Source organism: Sphingopyxis bauzanensis (assembly GCF_002205675.1).
Classification (GTDB): domain Bacteria; phylum Pseudomonadota; class Alphaproteobacteria; order Sphingomonadales; family Sphingomonadaceae; genus Sphingopyxis; species Sphingopyxis bauzanensis.
On the sequence record NZ_NISK01000002.1, the window covers coordinates 361,387 to 380,075 of the forward strand.

Sequence of the window (18,689 nt, forward strand, 5' to 3'; positions counted from 1 at the left end):
CGTTTATGATGCGACGGCCGCGCGTCGTGCGACCGGCGGCGCATGAATGGCACGCAGTAGCCAGTGGAGCACGCACTTTGCCCGGTCGCCCGACGGCGGCGGCGCTCAGCCACTGACCACGGTCCTCGGTGCGATTCTGGCGCTCGATGAATATTTTCCAAAAATATTCCGGCTATTCAGCATGACGGGCGGGCCGGCAGCAGACTGGCGGTCGAGCCAGGCCTATCGCGAATTGCTGGTTTCGGATCGCCGCACCTTCGCGTGGGAGTGGCTGCGTCGGAATGATATGTACCGTCGGCTCTGGTCGCAACGCGGCCAACCCGGCGCGATTGGTCCTGAGCGCTTCGCGCTGCTCGGATGGATCGACCCCGCGCTACCGGCGCCGGATGCTCGTCCGATCTGGAGCATCGACAAAGATCCGCGCGTGCTTCGCGCGAGACTCGCCACAGCCTCCGCTCCCCCCGACGATCTTTTTGACATTCGGTCGGTTGCGCCCTTTGTTTCCGTTGAAATTGGCGTTGACCATATCGAGCACTGGCTGCTCAGCGACGGTCATTGGGCAATTCGCCTCGACCTCCAAGGCGGCACGCTGCTCGGCAGCCCGGCGCTCGTCGAGCAGCGGATCGCGGGTCTGCAGTCGGCGAGGCCGAAGCTGGAAGCGCTAAGGCAATTTATCGTCCTGGCCAGCGCGGGTCATTTACCCGCCTCGATGATACCGCGCGAGCGCAAGGCCGCGCAGTGGATCCGCGAACTCCGCGCCGGGGACGCGATCCTCGATGGGGCGAGCCAACACCAGCTGGCGCACGAGCTTTTTGGAGCTGCGATGTCCGCCCGCCGGTGGCGGGTTGAAAATTCGTCGCACCGGCTCAGGGTGCAGCGCCTGTTCAAGATTGCGCGCATGCGCCTGTCATGTCCCTTGGACGGCCCGTGGTTCGATTGATCAAAACCGGCCAATTGATCGTAGCCGCGCGGCGAAATCGGCCTTTTTGGCTGACGCGAGCCGGAAGCCGCATTTGAACGCGAGCTATCCCGAAGAATACCCTGAATACCAAGAGCGAGCCGCCGTAGAGGCAGCGGTGGCGGAGGGTTTGGCGAAGGGAGAATTACCCCTTTGAAAACAACGAACGGCTGCTTCGGCGGGTTGAAAGCGTGAGGGCAAGATAAAAGCTGTTTCTCCCCCAATGGGGTAAGTCGATGTCTGTACATCATAATTTGGGGAGTCCGGCGGCACCATGGGGAGACGCATGGTGCCATTATAGTGCCGGTTGCGCCACCAAGCTGTTGAATAACTCGCCTATCAAGAAAGCCGCCGAGAGAGCCGGGTCGAAATATGGTTCAGCTGCAAACCCGCGCGGCGCAGCGTCGAGGATCACGATATAGGGGTAGACCGCCGCGTCCCAGAAGGCAGGCGCATCAAGGGCCGAGAGACGCGGATCGGCCGGGAAAGCAGAGACCCCATCGCCGGGCCATGCCCTCCTGCGACGCCGGATCGGCATGGCGATCCGCCATCACGATCTCATGGTCGCGGCAATAATCCGGGCTGCGGTGCAGAAACTCCTGGGCGTAGCCGGGAAAGTCGAGGCGCAGTGCCCGCTTGCCTTTTGCCATCTTCTGCACCGCCATAACCGCCTCCAAAGCGAGACCGAAGTGTTGGCGATATGCGGGCATGCGCCAATTCCCAGAAGCGGGGATGTCCCTGCCCAGAAATGGGTATCCCGCCCGGCGGTGCCGGGCGGGACCGCGGGGTCAATCGCAGCGATGCGCACCCCAATATCGGTCCCAGCGCGCGGCAAGGCTGCTCCGGACCATGGCGCAGGAGATATCGCCCGAACGGGGCGACGTGCAGAAGGCGGCGGTACGGGTGCCGCCGGCCCCGCCGCGCGAGACGCAGCGCATGGCCGGACCGCGAACGAGGATATGGCCGGTCCGGTTCTGCCCGTGCGGCGTCCCGAGCAGGCCGACGAGATGATCGCGCGCCGCGACCGGGTCGGCGTCCGGACAGGGATGCCCTGGACTGCAGCTGCCGTTCATTTCGCGCGCGGCCACGCCCGAGAGGCGTATATGCGGCCCTTCCGCGCACCATATCGGGCCATCGCCATCCCAGACCGCGACGGGGGTGCAGGTGAAGGCCTGGCCGGAAGGAACGACCGAGGCGAGCAGGAACAGGCTGAACATCATTGCCCGGTCCGTAATGCGGACGACCGATCGATTCAAATACCAAGGCGATCAAAAATCATCAAAGACCCAGCACGAAGCGCCCCTACAAAACGCGCTCTTGGCGAGAGTGCAGCCGGGCGGCGTGCGCGCGGGCCTGGGGCCCGCCGCCGTCCGGCAAGCTTACCGAGCCAATTGCGCTGCGCGGCCCAGGATAACGCGCGGTCCCTGGCGCCGCTTGCCGGCTCCAATCCACGCCCAATTCAACCGCGCTCGATTGCCCGCGGCGCGGGCGCCCGCTTCAGCCCTTGTGACGAATGACGTGCCGCGCCTCGCTGCACAGGCCGCACGGCCCCCTCGACCGTTCAAAACCCCTGACGCCGGCAGCCGCGCCCGTCGCAACATTGGTCTGCGCAATGGAAGATAGGTCGAGCCGGTCGGTGATGCAGTCGTCGCAGAGAGCTGTGCCGTCCATACGCCGGATCAGCGCTTCGACTCGTTCTGCAATGGATGAGCTTCTAATCATAGCTTCGCCGTAGACAGGGATCGGGATTCGGGAAAGCCACCGATTTGCGAGCACAGGATTTGGCCGATTTCCGACCATCCGGGAGACTGAAAAATCCAGCCCGGTCAGCCCGGAGTGCCAACTTATCCGCTCGAGATGACCGCCGGCCTGGAACAAGTCGGCTGCGCCTTTGCGGGCTGGATGCAAATCCGCCCGGCGCGGCGATCGACGGCAAGCGGACGCCAAAGGGGCGCCATTCGCATGGCAATGACAGGCAATCCGGTCGCGGAGTCATTCGACCTTGCCGCCGCGCAGCGGACCTATTCGGGACGTAGCTCGGCAGAGCTGTGAAGAACGGGTTTGCGGGCAATCGCAGCCGGCCTAAAGTTCACGGAATGACCAAGAACCGCGCTGAGCGCCGTGACGCGATCAATGATCGCCCGCGCTTGCCGGGCATCGGCGACCGTAGGGGTCCCGCGGACCAGCGACCCGTCGTGGACCACGCCTTTTGCGTCAAGCTGGACGGGAATGATACGCGTTCGCGCAACCCGGCCCCTGTCGATCTCGATCTGTGCGATCAAAGATTGCCACGCCTCGGGTCCATAAGCGCCGTCGGGTTTCTTCGACTGAAAGATGAATGAGCTCAGCCCATGGAACAGCGGTGCGCCGCGGTAATATTCGATGCCCTGCAATTCGGGGACACCGTGGGCGGCAAAGGTGACCGCTCCCGCATCGATCGCTCGGCGCGCCAGATCGCGCTGCCATTCGGGCGTGTCCGATTTCTTCGGCTCCCAATAATGGCTGTGCAGATAGGCGATGACGATCGCTCCCGACGATGCTGCCAGGCGGATGGCGGCGAGATAGCGTTCCACGTCAAAGCCATTGAGCGCGCCGTCGGCGCTGCGCCGCAATTCATTGACTCCCGGGCGGGTGGCCGTCGCGGCTGCGCCGTCACGAATCGCGCCGGCAGCCGCGGCGACCAGCGCCACCGTCTTTCGCCCCTTCAAATATCCCGGCGCGCTGGCGGAGGCGAGGTCCGGCCCAGAACCGGCATACGTCAGCCCGCGCCGTTCTACCGCGTCAATCGTCGACAATATGCCCCCCGCATCGAGATCCCACGCATGATTGTTCGATGTCGCGAGAAGGTTCACGCCGATCGCCTGCAGGCAATCGATGACCTCGGGCGCACCGACGTGCAGCACTTCGCTGTCCGCGGGCCGGGTCGATTGTCCAGCGAGCGGCCCGGCGATCACCGTTTCCAGGTCGGTAAAGACGACATCGCTGTTCTGCAGCAGGCGCCGGAAATGGCCGAGAGCAGGCCAGCCGACCGCGCGAAGGTCGGCCTTGATGAGCGCCTGCCCGAGCAGGCTGATCCGCAGCGGCGCTGGCCGCGCCGCCACCGGCAGCGGAAAAAAGGCGACCGACACGCCCGCCGCGATCAGATGCCGACGCGTTGGCATGGACAATATTTCGGAACCCATTGGTCTCCTCCCTGCCCTTCTCATACAAAGATTGCGCATTCACCGGCAACGTCATGCACTTTCGTTATGATAGCATCACGGAGTGTCATAATATTTTTCACCGCGGCACTTCGCTCTAAGCGGGTCGGGACATCACAAATTGGGGGGATTATCCATGACCAGTGCAATCGTTCAGAGCGACCGGCAACGTCGCCGGGCTAAATTTGCCGCCGCCGCGGCCAGCATCAGCCTGGCGGCGCTCGTGTGGCCGACGATGGCCCAGGCGCAGGACGCCGAAGATGTCGCTGCCGAAACCGAAGCGGACAGCGCGGGCGACATCATCGTCACCGGGTCGCGAATCAGCCGCAAGGACGCCGACTCGGTCGGGGTGCTGCTGACGATTACCTCGGAAGATATTGCCCGGTCGGGGACATCTTCGATTGGCGAGTTGCTCCAGAAAATTCCGTCGGCGGGGGTCAGCCTCAATTCCAACGGGACGCAAGGCACGTCGTACGGCGCCAGCTCGATCAACCTGCGCTATCTGGGCGGCGCCGAGGGCAGCGGCAACCGCGTGCTCGTGCTCGTCGACGGACATCGCTGGGTCGACGGCGTCGGACAGCGCGGTTTCCGCGATTTCGTCGACCTGAACACGCTGCCGCAGGGCATGATCGACGGCATCGAAGTGTTGAAGGATGGCGCGTCGGCCATTTATGGCGCCGACGCGATCGCGGGCGTCGTCAACATCAAGACGGTCCAGCCCTTCGACGGGCTGCGCGGGTCGGTTCGCGCTGGCGTCACCAGCCGCGGCGACGGCGCCGAAGTTGGCGGCATGCTGACGGTCGGCAAGACATGGGACCGCGCGTCGGTCATCCTGTCGGGCAGCTATTTCAAATCGCGTCCGATCCGGACCGATGCGCGCGAGCTGACCACGCTGACACTCGTGCCGCAAACCGCAGTCGGCAACAATCCCAACGGCCTGTTCATTCTGCCCGGGCTCGCCAACAACGCCTATTTCGGCACGGCGGCGGGCTTTGCGAGCAGCGCCAACCCGATCGTGCTGAACAATGGCGCCGCGATCGGCGCCGGAAATCAGGCCGACAATGCGTTCCACGTCGGGGCGCTCCCGGGCGACGCCTACAACACCCAGGCGCAGGGGATTTACTCGACCGGCCCGTCGGAGCGTTACGGTGTCTATGGCCGGTTCGACTATGAACTGACCGAAGATGCGACGATCAAGATCGAAGGCGTTTACAACCGGCGCAAGTCGAACCAGCTGTTCTCACCCGTGCTGCTCGACGTCGGCGGCACCGCCGGAACGGTGCGCGGCTTTGCCATCCCCAACAATCAGGCGTTCAACCCGTTCGGCACCGCAAATGGCGTCCCCGCTGCCAATGCGATCGGCTTTGCCGCCAACAGCGCCTGGCGCATCCGCAAGGTGATGAGCGACGTCGGCAACCGCAACAACGCGCAAGATGTCGAAACCTTCCGCATATCGGTCGGCGTCGACGGTATCTTGCCGATCATGGGCGGCGAATGGCGCTGGGATGTCTTTGGTTCCTATTCGAAGAACAGCATCCACACGACCGCCGAAAATGGCATCAATTATGACAATCTGTTCCTTGGCCTGGGATCGCCCGCGACCTGCGCCGCCAATGCCGGTTGCGTACCGATCAACCTGTTCGCGCCGATGACCGCGCAGCAGGCCGATTATATTCGCTTCACCTCGCGCGAATATAACCGCACCGAATTGTACAATGCCGCGTTCAACATTACCGGCAACCTGTTCGACCTGCCGGCCGGTCCCGTGGCGCTCGCGGTGGGGTATGAATATCGCCAGAATCGCGGCTTTGACGCCCCCGATCCGATCGTCAACGCGCCGCCGATTTACCTGAACGCCGCGCTGTACACCAAAACGACGGGGCAGACGCGCACGTCAACGGTGGGCAGCTATGACCTCCACGAAGCCTATGGCGAACTCAATATCCCGATCTTCAAGGACCAGCCGTTCGCCCAAAGCCTCGATGTCAGCCTTGCGGCACGCTATTCCGACTACTCAACGGTCGGCAGCAAGACGACGCTGAAGGCGGGAATCGGTTACCGGCCGATTGAGGACATCTTGCTGCGCGGCACCTATTCGCAAGGCTTCCGCGCGCCGTCGATCCTCGAACTGTACCAGGGCGCGCGCCAGACGAGCTTTCAGGGTACCGACCCGTGCAATGGCGGGGCGACAGCAAACCCGAGCCTGCCCGGCTGCTCCGGCGTTCCGACCGGCTATAATCAGGCCAATTTCAATCTGAACGGACTGATCCCGGGGGTTATCAGTGGCAACACCGGCCTCAAGCCCGAAACCGCCGACACCTTCAGCGCCGGGATCGCAATCTCGCCGCGCGCGGTGCGCGGCCTGTCGCTGACCGTCGATTATTACAAGATTAAGATCAAGGACGCGATCGCATCGCAATCGCCGACGCAGATCATGCAGCTGTGTGCGCTGCGCGGCGGCGTGTTCTGCGACCTGATCATTCGCGACGCAGGGACGGGCGCGATCCTTCAGCTCCTTCAGGGCGCGCAAAACCTCAATGCGGTCGAGACGGACGGGGTTGATGCAACGCTGCGCTATGATTTCAACACCGGCATCGGCCGATTCACCACGATGGTTGACGCATCGTACCTCAATTCGTTCAAGACGACCGCGCCGAACCCCGCTGGCGGCGATCCCATCATCGACGAACGCGCGGGCAAGGGTGACCAGCCGCGTTCGACCTATCCGCGCTGGAAGGGGCAAGCATCGCTCGGCTGGATTGGCGACACCGTCGATATGACGCTTCGCGCCCGGTACATCGGGCCGACAACGGACCGGGTGAATGCCGTGAAGGACGACCGGACGCGGTCGATCATCTACACGGACGCCGAAATTGGATTTAGCATCAATGACGATGCGGCGCGGTTCAACCTGGGTATCAACAATCTGTTCGACAAGCAGCCACCCGCTTCTTACGCCAACGCGCCGATCAACTATGACATCTATACCTATGATGCGCGCGGCCGGTTCTTCTACGCCCGCTTCTCGGTGAAGATGTAAGCAAGGTTTCCGCGTAGCGCCGGTCTCTTGCAGAACGGCGCCACGCGGAACGGGCATCGGTAGTTATTTTGCGGGGCGGCGGGGCAATGCCAGCGGATAGAAAAACAGGCAAATGGCTCGACCGGGTTGAGCGCTGGGGCAACGCCCTGCCCGATCCAGTGTTCATTTTTCTGGGCCTTATCGTGCTGCTCGTCGCGGTGTCAGCTGTCGCAGCAGGCCTTGGCTGGGGCGCAGTCAATCCGATGACGGGCGACGTGCTGGTCGCCAAAAGCCTGTTGTCAGAGGAAAATGTCGCAAATCTGCTCACCGGCATGCCCGAAACCCTGGCGCATTTTCCGCCGCTCGGCCTGATCCTGGTGGTAATGCTCGGCGCCGCGGTTGCCGAACGGTCGGGGCTGTTCACCGCGCTGATGACGCGCGCGATGCGCGGTGTTTCGACGCGCTTCCTCAGCCCCGCCATCTTTGTGATCGGGCTCTTGTCGCATCAAGCCGCCGACGCCGCCTATGTCGTGCTGATCCCGCTGTCGGCGATCGTCTTTGCCGCCGCGGGACGCCACCCGCTGGCCGGAATGGCGATCGCCTATGCCGGTATATCGGGCGCGTTTGCCGCCAATCTGGTTCCCGGTCAGTTCGACGTACTGATGCTGGGCATCACCAAGTCGGCGGCGGCGTTGCTGGTCCCTGACCACATGCTCAACCCGCTGGGCAATTGGTGGTTCACCGCCGCGCTGGGCATTCTACTGATCCCCGTGACATGGTATGTGAACGACCGGATCGTGGAACCCCGGCTCGGTTCTTGGACGGGCACGCCGCCCGAAGGCGACGGTCCCGCCGAAGCAACGGCCGAGGGCGAGGCAAAAGGACTGCGGCGCGCCGGGCTCGCGGCGCTGGTAATCATCGCGTTGTTCGCCGCGCTCACGCTGTGGCCCGGATACACGCCGCTGATCGACAATGCCGCCACGGGGCCGGCGCGATACGGCCCCTTCTATGCGTCGCTCGTCGCAGCGTTCATGCTGCTCTTCCTCGTCTGCGGCTGGACGTATGGCGCGGCGACCGGGTCGATAAAATCGCACCGCGACGTCGTGCGGATGATGACCGCCGGGCTGGCGACGATGACACCCTTTCTGGTCATCGCCTTCTTCGCTGCGCATTTCATCGCGATGTTCGCCTGGTCGAACCTGGGGCCGGTGATGGCGATCAATGGCGCCGACTGGCTGCGCGCGCAGCAACTGGCGACGCCGGTGCTACTGATCCTGCTGCTGTTGATGTCGTCGATCTTTGATCTCGTCATCGGTTCGGCGTCAGCCAAGTGGAGCGCGATGGCGCCGATCGTCGTGCCGATGCTGATGCTGCTCGGTGTATCGCCCGAAATGACCACGGCCGCCTATCGCATGGGCGATTCCATCTTCAACATCGTGACCCCGGTTGCGGCAAATTTCGTCCTTGTCCTTGTCCTCGCGCAGCGGTGGCGCCAGGATTTCGGCGTCGGGTCGCTCATCGCGATGATGCTGCCCTTTTCGATCGCGATCGGGATCACCGGCCTGTCGCTGATTGCCGCCTGGACAAGTTTTGGCTGGCCAGTCGGCCCCGGGGCGCCCGCGACCTATGCGGTGGTCGCGCAATGAGCATGGCAGCGCCGCACGGCCCGATCCGCAATGCGATGGTGCCGATGCGCGATGGCATCCATCTGGCGACCGACATCTATCTGCCCGCCGGCGCATCGGATGTGCCGCTGCCGGTGCTGCTGGAGCGCACCCCTTATGACAAGGAAGGGACCAACCACGCCGATTTTTCGGTCGCCGCGACAGCGCCGCTTTCCAAGCCCGACATCGCGCGGATATTCGCATCCTATGGCTACGCCTTTGTCCTGCAGGATTGCCGCGGACGTTACGCATCCGAGGGCGGCTTTCGCAAATATCTGTCGGAAGCCGAGGATGGTGCCGACACGCTCGCCTGGATCCGCGCCCAACCCTGGTGCGATGGCCGGATCGGTACGCTGGGACTGTCCTATGGCGCCCATGTCCAGGCGGCGTTGGCTTCACTCAACCCGCTAGGTCTGGCAGCGATGTTTCTCGATTCCGGTGGTTTTTCGAGCGCCTATCACAGCGGCATCCGCCAGGGCGGCGCCTATGAACTGAAACAGCTGACCTGGGCGCAAAAACATGCGCTGCTGGCGCGCGAGACGGCAAGCGATCCAGCTCGGCGAGCGGCGCTGGAAGAGCAGGACATCCGCGACTGGATCGGGGTCGATCGCTGGGCACCGGGTCGTTCGCCGATCAGCGCCGCGCCGGAATATGAAGCCTTCATCCTCGAACAGTGGGGCGAGGATCGCTTCACCGACTTCTGGAAACAGCGCGGGATCTACGCGCGCGGCTGGTACGACGAATTCGCCGATGTGCCGATGGTGCATATGTCGAGCTGGTACGATCCCTATGCATTGACCGCCATCGATAATTTCACCGGTCTGGTCGGCCGCAAACGGGGGCCGGTCAAACTGATCATGGGGCCATGGACGCACGGCAAACGTTCGCTGACCTTTGCGGGCGATGCCGATTTCGGCCCCGCCTCAACGCTCGATTTTCAGTTCGGCGACTACACCGCGCTGCGCCGCGCGTGGTTCGACCATCATCTGAGGCACGCCGATGTCGCCGACCCGCTGCCCGATGCCGTCTATCTCTTCACCATGGGCGGCGGGTCGGGTCGTCGTCTGCCCAGCGGCCGGCTCGACCATGGCGGGCGCTGGCATAGCGCTTCAGCCTGGCCGCTGCCCGATGTCACGATGCAGCCGCTCTATTTGCGCGGCGATGGCCGTCTGGGCGAGCAATCCAAGGCGGCGGCATATGCCCGCTTCACTCACGATCCTCACAATCCCGTCCCGACCATCGGCGGCGCGATTGCATCGGGGGCGCCAGTGATGGAGGCGGGCGGTTTCGATCAGCGTGAGAGTCCCGATTTCTTCGGGTCCAAGCCCCCCTATCGCCCGCTGGCCGAGCGTCCCGACGTGTTGATATTCGACTCCGACCCGTTCGACGCCGATGTCGAATTGACCGGGCAGGTCGTCGCCGAATTGTTCGTCAGCTCCAGCGCGGTCGATACCGACTTCACGATCAAGGTCGTCGACCTTTATCCGCCGAACAAAGATTATCCCGAGGGCTATGCGCTCAACATCGCGCACGGTATATTGCGGATGCGGTTCCGAAATTCGTTCGAGGTGCCCGAGGCGATGGAAGCGGGAAAAGTCTATGCGGTGCAGATCGCGTCCTTTCCGATGAGCAATTTGTTCAGCAAGGGCCACCGGATCCGCATCGAGATCGCGAGCAGCAATTTCCCGCATTTCGACATCAACCCCAACAGCGACTGGCGTCTCTTCGATCAACCGCCGCGGTCGGCCGAAAATAATGTGCATTTCGGCGCCGGGCAGGCATCGCGCATTTTGCTGCCCGTCGTGGCGCCTTGATGGAAAAGCTGCCGACGCCGCCCGGGCTGTCACCCGACAAGGATGTCAGCTTTCGCGCGCTGCGAGTGTTTTCAGAAATCATGCGGACCGGATCGGCAACCGCCGCGGGCAAGCAGCTGTCGCTCTCGCAACCCGCCGTCAGCCGCCTGATCGCCCAGCTGGAAGCCAATGTCGGCTTCGACCTGTTCTATCGCGATCGCGGCAAGCTGGTGCCGACTGCCGACGGCATCAAGCTGATCCAGGAAGTCGAACTGACGCTATCGAGCCTCGACAGGTTCAACAGCCTGGTTCGCGATATTGCCGGTTATTCGGCAGGCACGATCCGCATCGTCGCACCGCCCAGTTTTGCCGAAGGCATATTGCCCGACATCGTCTCGCGGTTTCGCGAACGCTTTCCCGGCGTCGAATTCAGCATCGATTCGCGCAGCGTCGAAACGGCGCGGACGATGATCGCGATGCGCTATGTCGATTGCGGTTTTCTGAAACTCCCGACTGACGAAAGCGACCTTGCCATCCAGCAGATCGTATCGAGCGGTTCCGTGTGCGTCATGCACGAGAACCATCCGCTAGCTGCGCTCGACACGATCACGCCCGCCGACATCGGTCAGCATCCGTTGATCCTGCTCGGCGCGGGACGCTATTGGCGGACGCAGGTCGACAGCAGCTTTGCGGCCTTTGGCCTGCGTCCGGTTGTCGCGGTCGAAACGCATACCCATGGCTCGGCCTGCGCGTTGGCGGCGCACGGCAATGGCATGGCGATCCTCAATGCGCTGCTCGTGAAGCCTTATCTGCACAAGCCGTTGGTGACGCGCGCTTTCGACCCGCCGATCCTGCATGAATATGCCTTTGCGGTATCGAACGTCTCCAGGCCGTCGCGCTTAACGCTCGAGTTCAAGAACGAGGTGCTGCAGTATTTCGGGATGTAGGGATATCAGCGGGACCTGGCCGGTTTTAAACCGGCGGCTGTCGGGTGTGGATCCAGGATGGCCGACAGTCGCCATGTTCACGCGCGAACAACGTCAAGCGACCAATAGACGACATTCCTCTGGAAATCTGCTAACAACCCCTCGCGGACTGTCGGCATCAGTCGCGCGAAGATCGTGAAGGGGCGCCGCGATGATGGAGAGTTTTGGGGCTCTGGTTGGCTGGACCCACCATGATGCGGGTGACCGCATTATGCTCCGGCTTGAAAGCGTACAGTCTTCGGAAGCAGCAAAGAAGCACGACCCCGATTTGTTCAGGTTCACCATGACCAAGCAGCAAGCGGCTATCCTAGGCAATTATCTAGTGCGGCTTTCCGGGCAATCCCCCGTCGTTCCAAAAAAGCGGGGCTGGCTTCGTCGTCACTTCGGCTGACGGGGCGCCTGCCCCTTGAGCTAAGCCGCTAAGCGTTACCTCGGCCGCCGCCCGGGCGACGGAGGACTAGCCCAAAGGCAGCTAACGATCCGTTCCCGCCGTTCCCTGTGCTCCCGCCCTCGCCCTCGCCCTCGCCCTATCGCTGGACCTGGCGGAAAGGGGACGGAAAGCTTCTAGCCGTAAATGGAGGGCTCCGATCTAAGTGATCGGAATAGCGTTTGCATTGCGTGACTTGACCATGCAGTTAAGAAGGCAGCAAAACATCTGGGGGGCATATGACAGTTTGGCGCGGTACCGTATTCGCGGCGGTAATGCTCGTCTCCATAGACGTTGCCACGGCAGGCGATCAGCCCCTGTATGCCCCGGCACCTGATTGGATCGCGCCCGCCAAATTGTCCGACGCCTTAAAGTCGGCCGTGTCGGGAGGTCCTGTACTCCTGGACATTCAGCAGCGGATCGATGGTGCGACGGTATGGAACTATTCCGACACGGCTATCCGCCTCGACACCCCGGAGGCCTTGGCACAGAATAGCAACATTACCGTGGCGTGGAGTCCCGATAAAGGCGATCTGATTATCCATCAGCTCGCCATTTTCCGCGATGGCGAAGAAATCGATGCATTGGCGGGCGGGCAGACGTTTACCGTGCTGCGCCGCGAACAGCAGCTGGAGCAGCGCGAACTGACCGGTATTTTGTCGGCGACGTTCGCGGTCGAAGGCCTGCGCGTTGGAGACACGTTGCGCCTGCGGATGTCCACATCGGCGAAAGACAACGCCCTCGGCGGCCGCGCGCAAGTCGTCCAGCCGCTGGTCGCCGACCCGGTGCGAGTGTCGGCTGCGGGCTACAAATTATCGTGGCGCGCAGGCGAGCCGACCAGCTGGAAAATATTGGCCGACAAGGTCGATGCGAAAGCTGCGCGCAACGGGGCATTTTCGGAATTGCCGATCGCCTTGCCCGTTCCCAAACAGCCCGACATCCCCGCGGACGCGCCAGGGCGGTTCCAACGCCTGCACCTGATCGAGGCTTCGACATTTGCAGACTGGGCGGACGTATCTAAAATCATGGCGCCGCACTACGCCACGGAGGGAGCGATCCTCAAGGGTAGCGCAATTGCGGCGGAGGTGGATGCGATCACGTCTGCGACCACCGACCCGCTTCGGCGTACCGCCATGGCGCTTCAGCTGGTGCAGGACAAGATCCGCTACCTGGCCGTGGGCATGGACGGCGGGAATTATGTCCCTCAATCTCCGACAACGACCTGGGACAAACGCTACGGTGACTGCAAAGCAAAAACGCTGTTGTTGCTCGCGATGCTCGAGGCGATGGATATCGAAGCGGAACCGGTCCTTGCCCATGCGATGCTGGGAGACGTTGTTCCCCTTCGCGTACCCAGCGCATTGGCTTTCAATCATATTCTCGTGCGGGCGACGATTGGCGGCGACACATTTTGGCTGGATGGGACAGGGCTCGGTACCCGCATTGCGGACATCCGCGACACACCTGCACTGGGTTATGTTCTGCCGGTACGACCGGAAGGTGCCGAGTTGATGAAAATCGACCTGCGTCCCCCGTCGCGGCCAAGCGTTTCGCTGTCGATCGACGTGGATGAAAGTACGAGTGTGGATCTCCCGTCGGTGATCGATCTGACGATGGTCACCCGCGGCCAGTTTGCCAGCCTGTTGACGTTGGCAGCGTCGCAGCTGCCGGAAAAGGAGCAGCGAAAGTTACACGAACAACTGCTCCAGAATTACGTCGGCGAGGCGCAGTATGACCTGCTGACCGCAACACCCGATACCGAAAATGGCACGGTGACCCTCAAGGGACGCGGTGTTTTCAATTCGGGTTGGCGCCTGCAGGAGCGGCGTACCGAGCGTTGGCTATCGCGCTTCCCCAATTTATTCAGTTTTGAGCCTGACCGCGCGCGGCCGGCATGGGCCGATATTCCTGTCGCCACGGCCGCCCCCGACATGTCACACTATCGGATGCAGATACGGCTGCCAGACGGCGGGCGCGGCTACACAATTGACGGCGAGCAGTTGCTCGACACGCAAATGGCCGGCGCCGCGATCAAAAGGTCGGTCAGCATGGCCGATGGTGTGATCGTCGTTGAGGAGACTCTCAGCGCCACTGGTGCGGAAGTCCCGGCAGGGCAGATTGCATCCGAACGCGATCGGGTAGCAACCATGCTGGCGCGCTCGCCGCGGCTGGTCGCCCCGGAAAACGCGCGCCGACGGTGGGAGCTCGAGGGCGCCGCCTCTTCAACCCAGCTTAAAGCGGTCAAAGCCATATTCGCAAAAACAAGCGCGGATGCCGACGAAGAGGATATCACGGCGCTGACAAGTAGCGCCTCCTTCTATCGCGGCATTGGCGACTTCAAAGGAGCGGCCGAAGTCCTTACCCGCCAGTTATCGCTGCTGCCGTCAGCTGATGCCTATTTGGCCCGCGCCGCCGCGCTTCGGGAGATGGGTGATTTGGCTGGCGCACTGCGCGATGCCGAAGAGGCGCGAAAGTTGGACCCGGCATCGCCGCAGGCGATGGTGTCGGTCGCGAGCTACATGGCTGAACAGGGCGATGTGACAAATGCGGTGGCTTTGCTGGACGAACGAATCGCATTGGGTGGTAAAACACGCGATGATTATCGCAGGTCCAAGTTCGCGCTGATCGGCCAGTTCGGCGACGCGCAAAAAGCGCTTACGGAACTTGATGCCTTGATTGCTGAAAAGCCGGGATCGCCGACACTGCTGAATGAGCGCTGTTGGATCAAGGCATCGCGCAACATCCAAATCGATACGGCCCTCAAGGATTGCACGTCCGCCATGGAATTGAGTGAAAGCACGGCAGCCATTCTTGATAGTCGGGCCCTGGTCTGGATGCGTCTCGGCCGCGACGAAGACGCGCTTCGCGATTTGGACGCTGCGCTGCTTCAGGCCCCCGCAATGGGATCCAGTCGCTTCCTGCGGGCAATTGTCACAAAGCGTTTGGGCAATGACAATCAAGCAGCAACCGACCTCGCCGTCGCCCGCCGCATGGCTCCTTCCATCGAGCGTGAATATGCGCACTTTGGGCTTAAACCCTGAATCAGGGTGACGGAGGCCACACCCGAACAACCACCATTTGATGGAGGGGCTGACGGTGTTTGCCGGCTATGAAAAGCCTTGGCGCCATCAGATGCCCATTCTCAAGGCGATTGCTCGGCGGAGCTTCGTCCGGCTTGTGAGCATGTTACGCCCGGGCGAGATGAAGGGAAATTCGGGACACCGACGGCGCCATCTTGGCGAAACGTGGCTGATAGCGGCCTCGGCTTTCAGCTAAAAATATCAAATAGCGACCATCCGGCAGCAGATATCCATTGCGGAGCTGAAACCAGCTAGCAGATTTGTGCGCCGCAGCGTAAAGGCGCGACAATGAGGATCGCGATCATAGACACCAGCACGACGCGCGCCGCCATCATTTCCGATGGACTGCGCGAGGCGGGTCTCGACGATCTGGTGCTTATCGATCCGGCGGGCGCGCTCGTTGCCCAAATCGAGGCGGCAAAGCCCGAAGTCATATTGGTGAACCTCGAAAACCCCAGCCGCGACCTGCTCGAGGATTTCTTTGCCATGTCGCGCGCGCTCGCGCGTCCGATCGCGATGTTCGTCGACCAGAGCGACGCCGAAGCGACCGGCGCCGCGATCGACGCCGGGGTGTCGGCCTATGTCGTTGATGGCCTCTCCAAACAGCGAATCAAGCCGGTGATCGACCTCGCGGTGCGGCGGTTCCAGGCCTTTTCCCGGCTGCAACGCGAGCTCGACGAGGCGAAAAATGCCCTCGTCGAACGCGCGACGATCGATCGCGCCAAGGCGATCTTGATGAAACGGCGCTCGATCGACGAACCCGCCGCTTATGCCTTGCTGCGCGGTCAGGCCATGCGCACCAACCGCCGCATTTCGGAAATAGCCGAAGCGATCGTGACCAGCGACGCGCTGTTGGGAGATATGGAATGACCGCCGAAAGGTTCCGGATCGGGTTTCTGCCACTCGTCGACGCCGCGTTGCCGATCCTGGCCCACGAGCTGGGTTTTGCAGCGCGCGAAGGCGTGCAGCTCGAACTGGTGCGCGACATGACCTGGGCGACGGTGCGCGACCGCCTGCTCTATGGCCATACCGACGCCGCGCACATGATCGCGCCGCTGGCGATCGCCACCGCGCTCGGCCGCGACCGGCCCGCGGTGCCGATGGCGGTGCCGTTCGTGCTGGGGCTCAATGGCAATGCCGTGACCTTTTCGACCCAGCTCGCCAAGGATGTCGGACTGGGCGAGACGCTGGGCGATCCCGCCATGATTGGCGCGGCGCTGCAGCGCGTGGCGGCGGCGCGCAAGATTGCGGGCAAGCCGCTGCGCTTCGGCGTCGTCCATCGCTACTCCAGCCACAATTATATGCTGCGCTACTGGCTCGCCGGGGTGGGCATCCGTCCCGATCTCCATATCGACATCGTCGTCACCAGCCCGCCCTTTGCCGCCGACGCGCTGGCCGCCGGCGAGGTCGACGGCATCTGCGTCGGCGAACCGTGGAATTCGATCGCGGTCGAGCGCGGGGTCGGCCATATCGCGCTCGCCACCGCGCAGATCTGGCGCCGGGGGGTCGAAAAGGTGCTCGCGCTGCGCGAAGCCGTCGTCGATGAGCGCCGCGACGCGGTCGAGGCGCTGCTCCGCGCACTCCACGCCGCCGCCGCCCATTTCGTCGAACCCGGCACCGCCGAGGACAGCGCCGACATCTTGGCGCGCCCGGAATATCTGAACGCCTCGCGCGACGCAGTGCTGCGCGCGATCACCGACCGCGTCCGGTTGACGCCCGGCGGCGAGCCAATCCACTATCCCGATTTCATGTTCCAGCACCGCGAAGCCGCCAACTTCCCCTGGCGCAGTCAGGCGGCGTGGCTCTATTCGCAGATGCTGCGCTGGGACGCGGCGCCCTATTCGAGCGCCGATGCCGCCACCGCGGCCGCCGTGTTCCGCCCAGACATCTATCGCACCGCGCTCGCCGGGTCAGGGGCGCCGCTGCCGGGGGCGAGTTCAAAGTTGGAAGGGGGCATCGGCGAACCCATGGGTGCCGGGTCGGTGCAGGGTCGGCTTGTCCTTGGCAGCGACCGGTTTTTCGACGGCCACGCCTTCGATCCCGACGATATTCAGGGCTATCTAGCTAATCTTCCTTGAATTTCATTTTATGCTGCAACTGCGAAATAACTGCTTGCGGTCGGGCCGCGAATCAGGCAGCTTAAGGGCACTCGGCAAGGCTGCCGGGGCAGGATAAAGCGGCTACGGCTCCAACGATGGGGCCGGTCCGCGCGGCAGGCGGGAAGCCTTTTCCCGTAATCCAACAGGCAATGAAGCCGTCAGGATGCGCCCGCGTGGCCGCCGTCCTGGCGGCTTTTTTATTGCCCGTCACACGAAGGGGACGGACGATGACGACGGCAAAAACGGGGGCGACTACCGCGCCCAAATCGAGTTTCTGGTCCAGCGGGCACTGGCCGACGCTGGTCGCAGCCTTTCTCTATTTCGACCTCGCCTTCATGGTGTGGGTCGTCCTCGGCCCGCTCGCGCCTGCGATTTCCGCTGACCTCGGCCTGACCCCCGCGCAAAAGGGGCTGATGGTCGCGGTGCCGACGCTGGCCGGCGCGCTGCTGCGCGTCGTCAACGGGCTGCTTGTCGATCGCATCGGCCCCAAGCGCGCCGGCGCGATCAGCCAGGTGATCGTAATCGCCGGGTTGTTCCTCGCGTGGTTGATGGGGGTCACCAGCTTCACCGGCACGCTCGCGCTCGGCGTCGTGCTCGGCTTTGCCGGCGCCAGCTTCGCGATCGCGCTGCCGCTCGCCAGCCGCTGGTATCCGCCCGAGCATCAGGGCAAGGCGATGGGCCTTGCCGGGATGGGCAATTCGGGCACCGTGCTCGCGGCGCTGTTCGCTCCCGGCCTCGCGGTCATGTTCGGATGGAACGCAGTGCTCGGGCTCGCCTGCATCCCGCTCACCATCGTCTTCTTCATCTATCTGGTCATGGCAAAGGACGCGCCGAACGCGCCGGCGCCCAAGAAGCTCGCGCATTATTTCGAGCCGCTCAAGACCGCCGATGCCTGGTGGCTGATGGGCTTTTACTCGGTGACCTTCGGCGGCTTCGTCGGGCTTGCCGCCTCGCTGCCGATCTATTTCACCGACCAGTTCCACCTGACCCCGGTAATGGCGGGCTATTGCACCGCGGCCTGCGTCTTTGCCGGGTCGCTGGTGCGCCCGATGGGCGGCGCGCTCGCCGACCGGATCGGCGGGGTCAAGGCGCTGATGATGGTCTTCGTCGTCGCCGCGCTGGCGCTCGCCGGGGTGCCGCAGGCGGACACCCTGCCCGCCGCGCTCGGCCTGTTCGTGATCGCAATGCTCGCGCTCGGCACCGGCAATGGTTCAGTGTTCCAGCTCGTGCCGCAGCGTTTTTCGGCCGAGATCGGGGTGATGACCGGACTGGTCGGCATGGCAGGCGGCGTCGGCGGCTTCTACCTTGCTTCGTCACTCGGCTTTGCCAAGCAGTGGAGCGGCAGCTTCGCACCGGGCTTCTACATCTTCGCCGGGCTTGCCGTTGTCGCGCTGCTCGGACTGCTCTTCGTCAAGAGCCAGTGGCGCAGGGCCTGGGGCGCCGCCGAAGGCGTGCGGATCTAG

General features: G+C 63.3%; 14 protein-coding genes. 10 read left to right on the forward strand and 4 right to left on the reverse strand.

The window, feature by feature from the left end; translation table 11 throughout:
• Positions 1–46 precede the first annotated feature (46 nt).
• Positions 47–940: a transcriptional regulator domain-containing protein gene (locus CDQ92_RS08315; protein ID WP_088440930.1), complete on the forward strand. Its 894-nt coding sequence runs from the start codon at positions 47–49 to the stop codon at positions 938–940.
• 473 nt (positions 941–1,413) lie between these two features.
• On the opposite strand, the gene CDQ92_RS08320 is transcribed toward CDQ92_RS08315, so the two are convergent.
• The 4 genes from CDQ92_RS08320 to CDQ92_RS08340 all read right to left on the reverse strand — a co-directional run bounded on the left by CDQ92_RS08320 (position 1,414) and on the right by CDQ92_RS08340 (position 4,140).
• Positions 1,414–1,668, reverse strand: a complete 255-nt coding sequence (locus CDQ92_RS08320) for a transcriptional regulator domain-containing protein (RefSeq protein WP_088440931.1) — start codon at positions 1,666–1,668, stop codon at positions 1,414–1,416.
• A gap of 78 nt (positions 1,669–1,746) precedes the next feature.
• Complete coding sequence (locus CDQ92_RS08325; RefSeq protein WP_088440932.1) at positions 1,747–2,178, reverse strand: hypothetical protein; 432 nt, start codon at positions 2,176–2,178, stop codon at positions 1,747–1,749.
• 277 nt (positions 2,179–2,455) lie between these two features.
• Entirely contained in the window at positions 2,456–2,836 is a 381-nt protein-coding gene (locus CDQ92_RS20785; protein ID WP_144035722.1) for a hypothetical protein, read from the reverse strand.
• Positions 2,837–2,979: 143 nt separating this feature from the next.
• The gene (locus tag CDQ92_RS08340; protein ID WP_201792041.1) at positions 2,980–4,140 is read right to left on the reverse strand and encodes a CapA family protein; all 1,161 of its coding nucleotides are present in this window, start codon (positions 4,138–4,140) and stop codon (positions 2,980–2,982) included.
• Positions 4,141–4,294: 154 nt separating this feature from the next.
• On the opposite strand from CDQ92_RS08340, the gene CDQ92_RS08345 reads away from it, so the two are divergent.
• The 9 genes from CDQ92_RS08345 (at position 4,295) to CDQ92_RS08390 (ending at position 18,689) form a co-directional block, all read left to right on the forward strand.
• On the forward strand, positions 4,295–7,198 hold the full coding sequence (locus CDQ92_RS08345) for a TonB-dependent receptor (RefSeq protein ID WP_088440936.1): 2,904 nt from the start codon (positions 4,295–4,297) through the stop codon (positions 7,196–7,198).
• Positions 7,199–7,284: 86 nt separating this feature from the next.
• Positions 7,285–8,823 (forward strand): AbgT family transporter, encoded by a 1,539-nt coding sequence (locus CDQ92_RS08350; RefSeq protein WP_088440937.1) that lies wholly within the window; start codon positions 7,285–7,287, stop codon positions 8,821–8,823.
• Entirely contained in the window at positions 8,820–10,655 is a 1,836-nt protein-coding gene (locus CDQ92_RS08355) for a CocE/NonD family hydrolase (RefSeq protein WP_088440938.1), read from the forward strand. The genes CDQ92_RS08350 and CDQ92_RS08355 overlap by 4 nt, the downstream gene beginning before the upstream one ends.
• Positions 10,655–11,581 carry a LysR family transcriptional regulator gene (locus tag CDQ92_RS08360; RefSeq protein WP_088440939.1) on the forward strand — a complete coding sequence of 309 codons (927 nt, stop codon included), beginning with the start codon at positions 10,655–10,657 and terminating at the stop codon, positions 11,579–11,581. The genes CDQ92_RS08355 and CDQ92_RS08360 overlap by 1 nt, the downstream gene beginning before the upstream one ends.
• A 190-nt stretch (positions 11,582–11,771) precedes the next feature.
• Entirely contained in the window at positions 11,772–12,011 is a 240-nt protein-coding gene (locus tag CDQ92_RS08365) for a hypothetical protein (protein WP_088440940.1), read from the forward strand.
• Positions 12,012–12,286: 275 nt separating this feature from the next.
• A complete protein-coding gene (locus CDQ92_RS08370; RefSeq protein WP_229667139.1) occupies positions 12,287–15,088 on the forward strand; it encodes a DUF3857 domain-containing protein in 2,802 nt (933 codons plus the stop codon).
• A gap of 327 nt (positions 15,089–15,415) precedes the next feature.
• The gene (locus CDQ92_RS08380) at positions 15,416–15,997 is read left to right on the forward strand and encodes an ANTAR domain-containing response regulator (RefSeq protein WP_088440943.1); all 582 of its coding nucleotides are present in this window, start codon (positions 15,416–15,418) and stop codon (positions 15,995–15,997) included.
• Positions 15,994–17,205, forward strand: coding sequence for a CmpA/NrtA family ABC transporter substrate-binding protein (locus CDQ92_RS08385; RefSeq protein ID WP_088440944.1), 1,212 nt, complete (start codon positions 15,994–15,996; stop codon positions 17,203–17,205). Before CDQ92_RS08380 ends, CDQ92_RS08385 begins: the two co-directional genes overlap by 4 nt.
• Before the next feature lie 248 nt (positions 17,206–17,453).
• Entirely contained in the window at positions 17,454–18,689 is a 1,236-nt protein-coding gene (locus CDQ92_RS08390; protein WP_088440945.1) for a nitrate/nitrite transporter, read from the forward strand.

Excerpts from the sequence above, each read along its gene's own strand:
- CDQ92_RS08315 (WP_088440930.1), top strand. The coding sequence starts at position 47 with ATGGCACGCAGTAGCCAGTGGAGCACGCACTTTGCCCGGTCGCCCGAC.
- CDQ92_RS08320 (WP_088440931.1), bottom strand. The coding sequence starts at position 1,668 with ATGCCCGCATATCGCCAACACTTCGGTCTCGCTTTGGAGGCGGTTATG.
- CDQ92_RS08325 (WP_088440932.1), bottom strand. The coding sequence starts at position 2,178 with ATGATGTTCAGCCTGTTCCTGCTCGCCTCGGTCGTTCCTTCCGGCCAG.
- CDQ92_RS08340 (WP_201792041.1), bottom strand. The coding sequence starts at position 4,140 with ATGGGTTCCGAAATATTGTCCATGCCAACGCGTCGGCATCTGATCGCG.
- CDQ92_RS08345 (WP_088440936.1), top strand. The coding sequence starts at position 4,295 with ATGACCAGTGCAATCGTTCAGAGCGACCGGCAACGTCGCCGGGCTAAA.
- CDQ92_RS08350 (WP_088440937.1), top strand. The coding sequence starts at position 7,285 with ATGCCAGCGGATAGAAAAACAGGCAAATGGCTCGACCGGGTTGAGCGC.
- CDQ92_RS08355 (WP_088440938.1), top strand. The coding sequence starts at position 8,820 with ATGAGCATGGCAGCGCCGCACGGCCCGATCCGCAATGCGATGGTGCCG.
- CDQ92_RS08360 (WP_088440939.1), top strand. The coding sequence starts at position 10,655 with ATGGAAAAGCTGCCGACGCCGCCCGGGCTGTCACCCGACAAGGATGTC.
- CDQ92_RS08365 (WP_088440940.1), top strand. The coding sequence starts at position 11,772 with ATGATGGAGAGTTTTGGGGCTCTGGTTGGCTGGACCCACCATGATGCG.
- CDQ92_RS08370 (WP_229667139.1), top strand. The coding sequence starts at position 12,287 with ATGACAGTTTGGCGCGGTACCGTATTCGCGGCGGTAATGCTCGTCTCC.
- CDQ92_RS08380 (WP_088440943.1), top strand. The coding sequence starts at position 15,416 with ATGAGGATCGCGATCATAGACACCAGCACGACGCGCGCCGCCATCATT.
- CDQ92_RS08385 (WP_088440944.1), top strand. The coding sequence starts at position 15,994 with ATGACCGCCGAAAGGTTCCGGATCGGGTTTCTGCCACTCGTCGACGCC.
- CDQ92_RS08390 (WP_088440945.1), top strand. The coding sequence starts at position 17,454 with ATGACGACGGCAAAAACGGGGGCGACTACCGCGCCCAAATCGAGTTTC.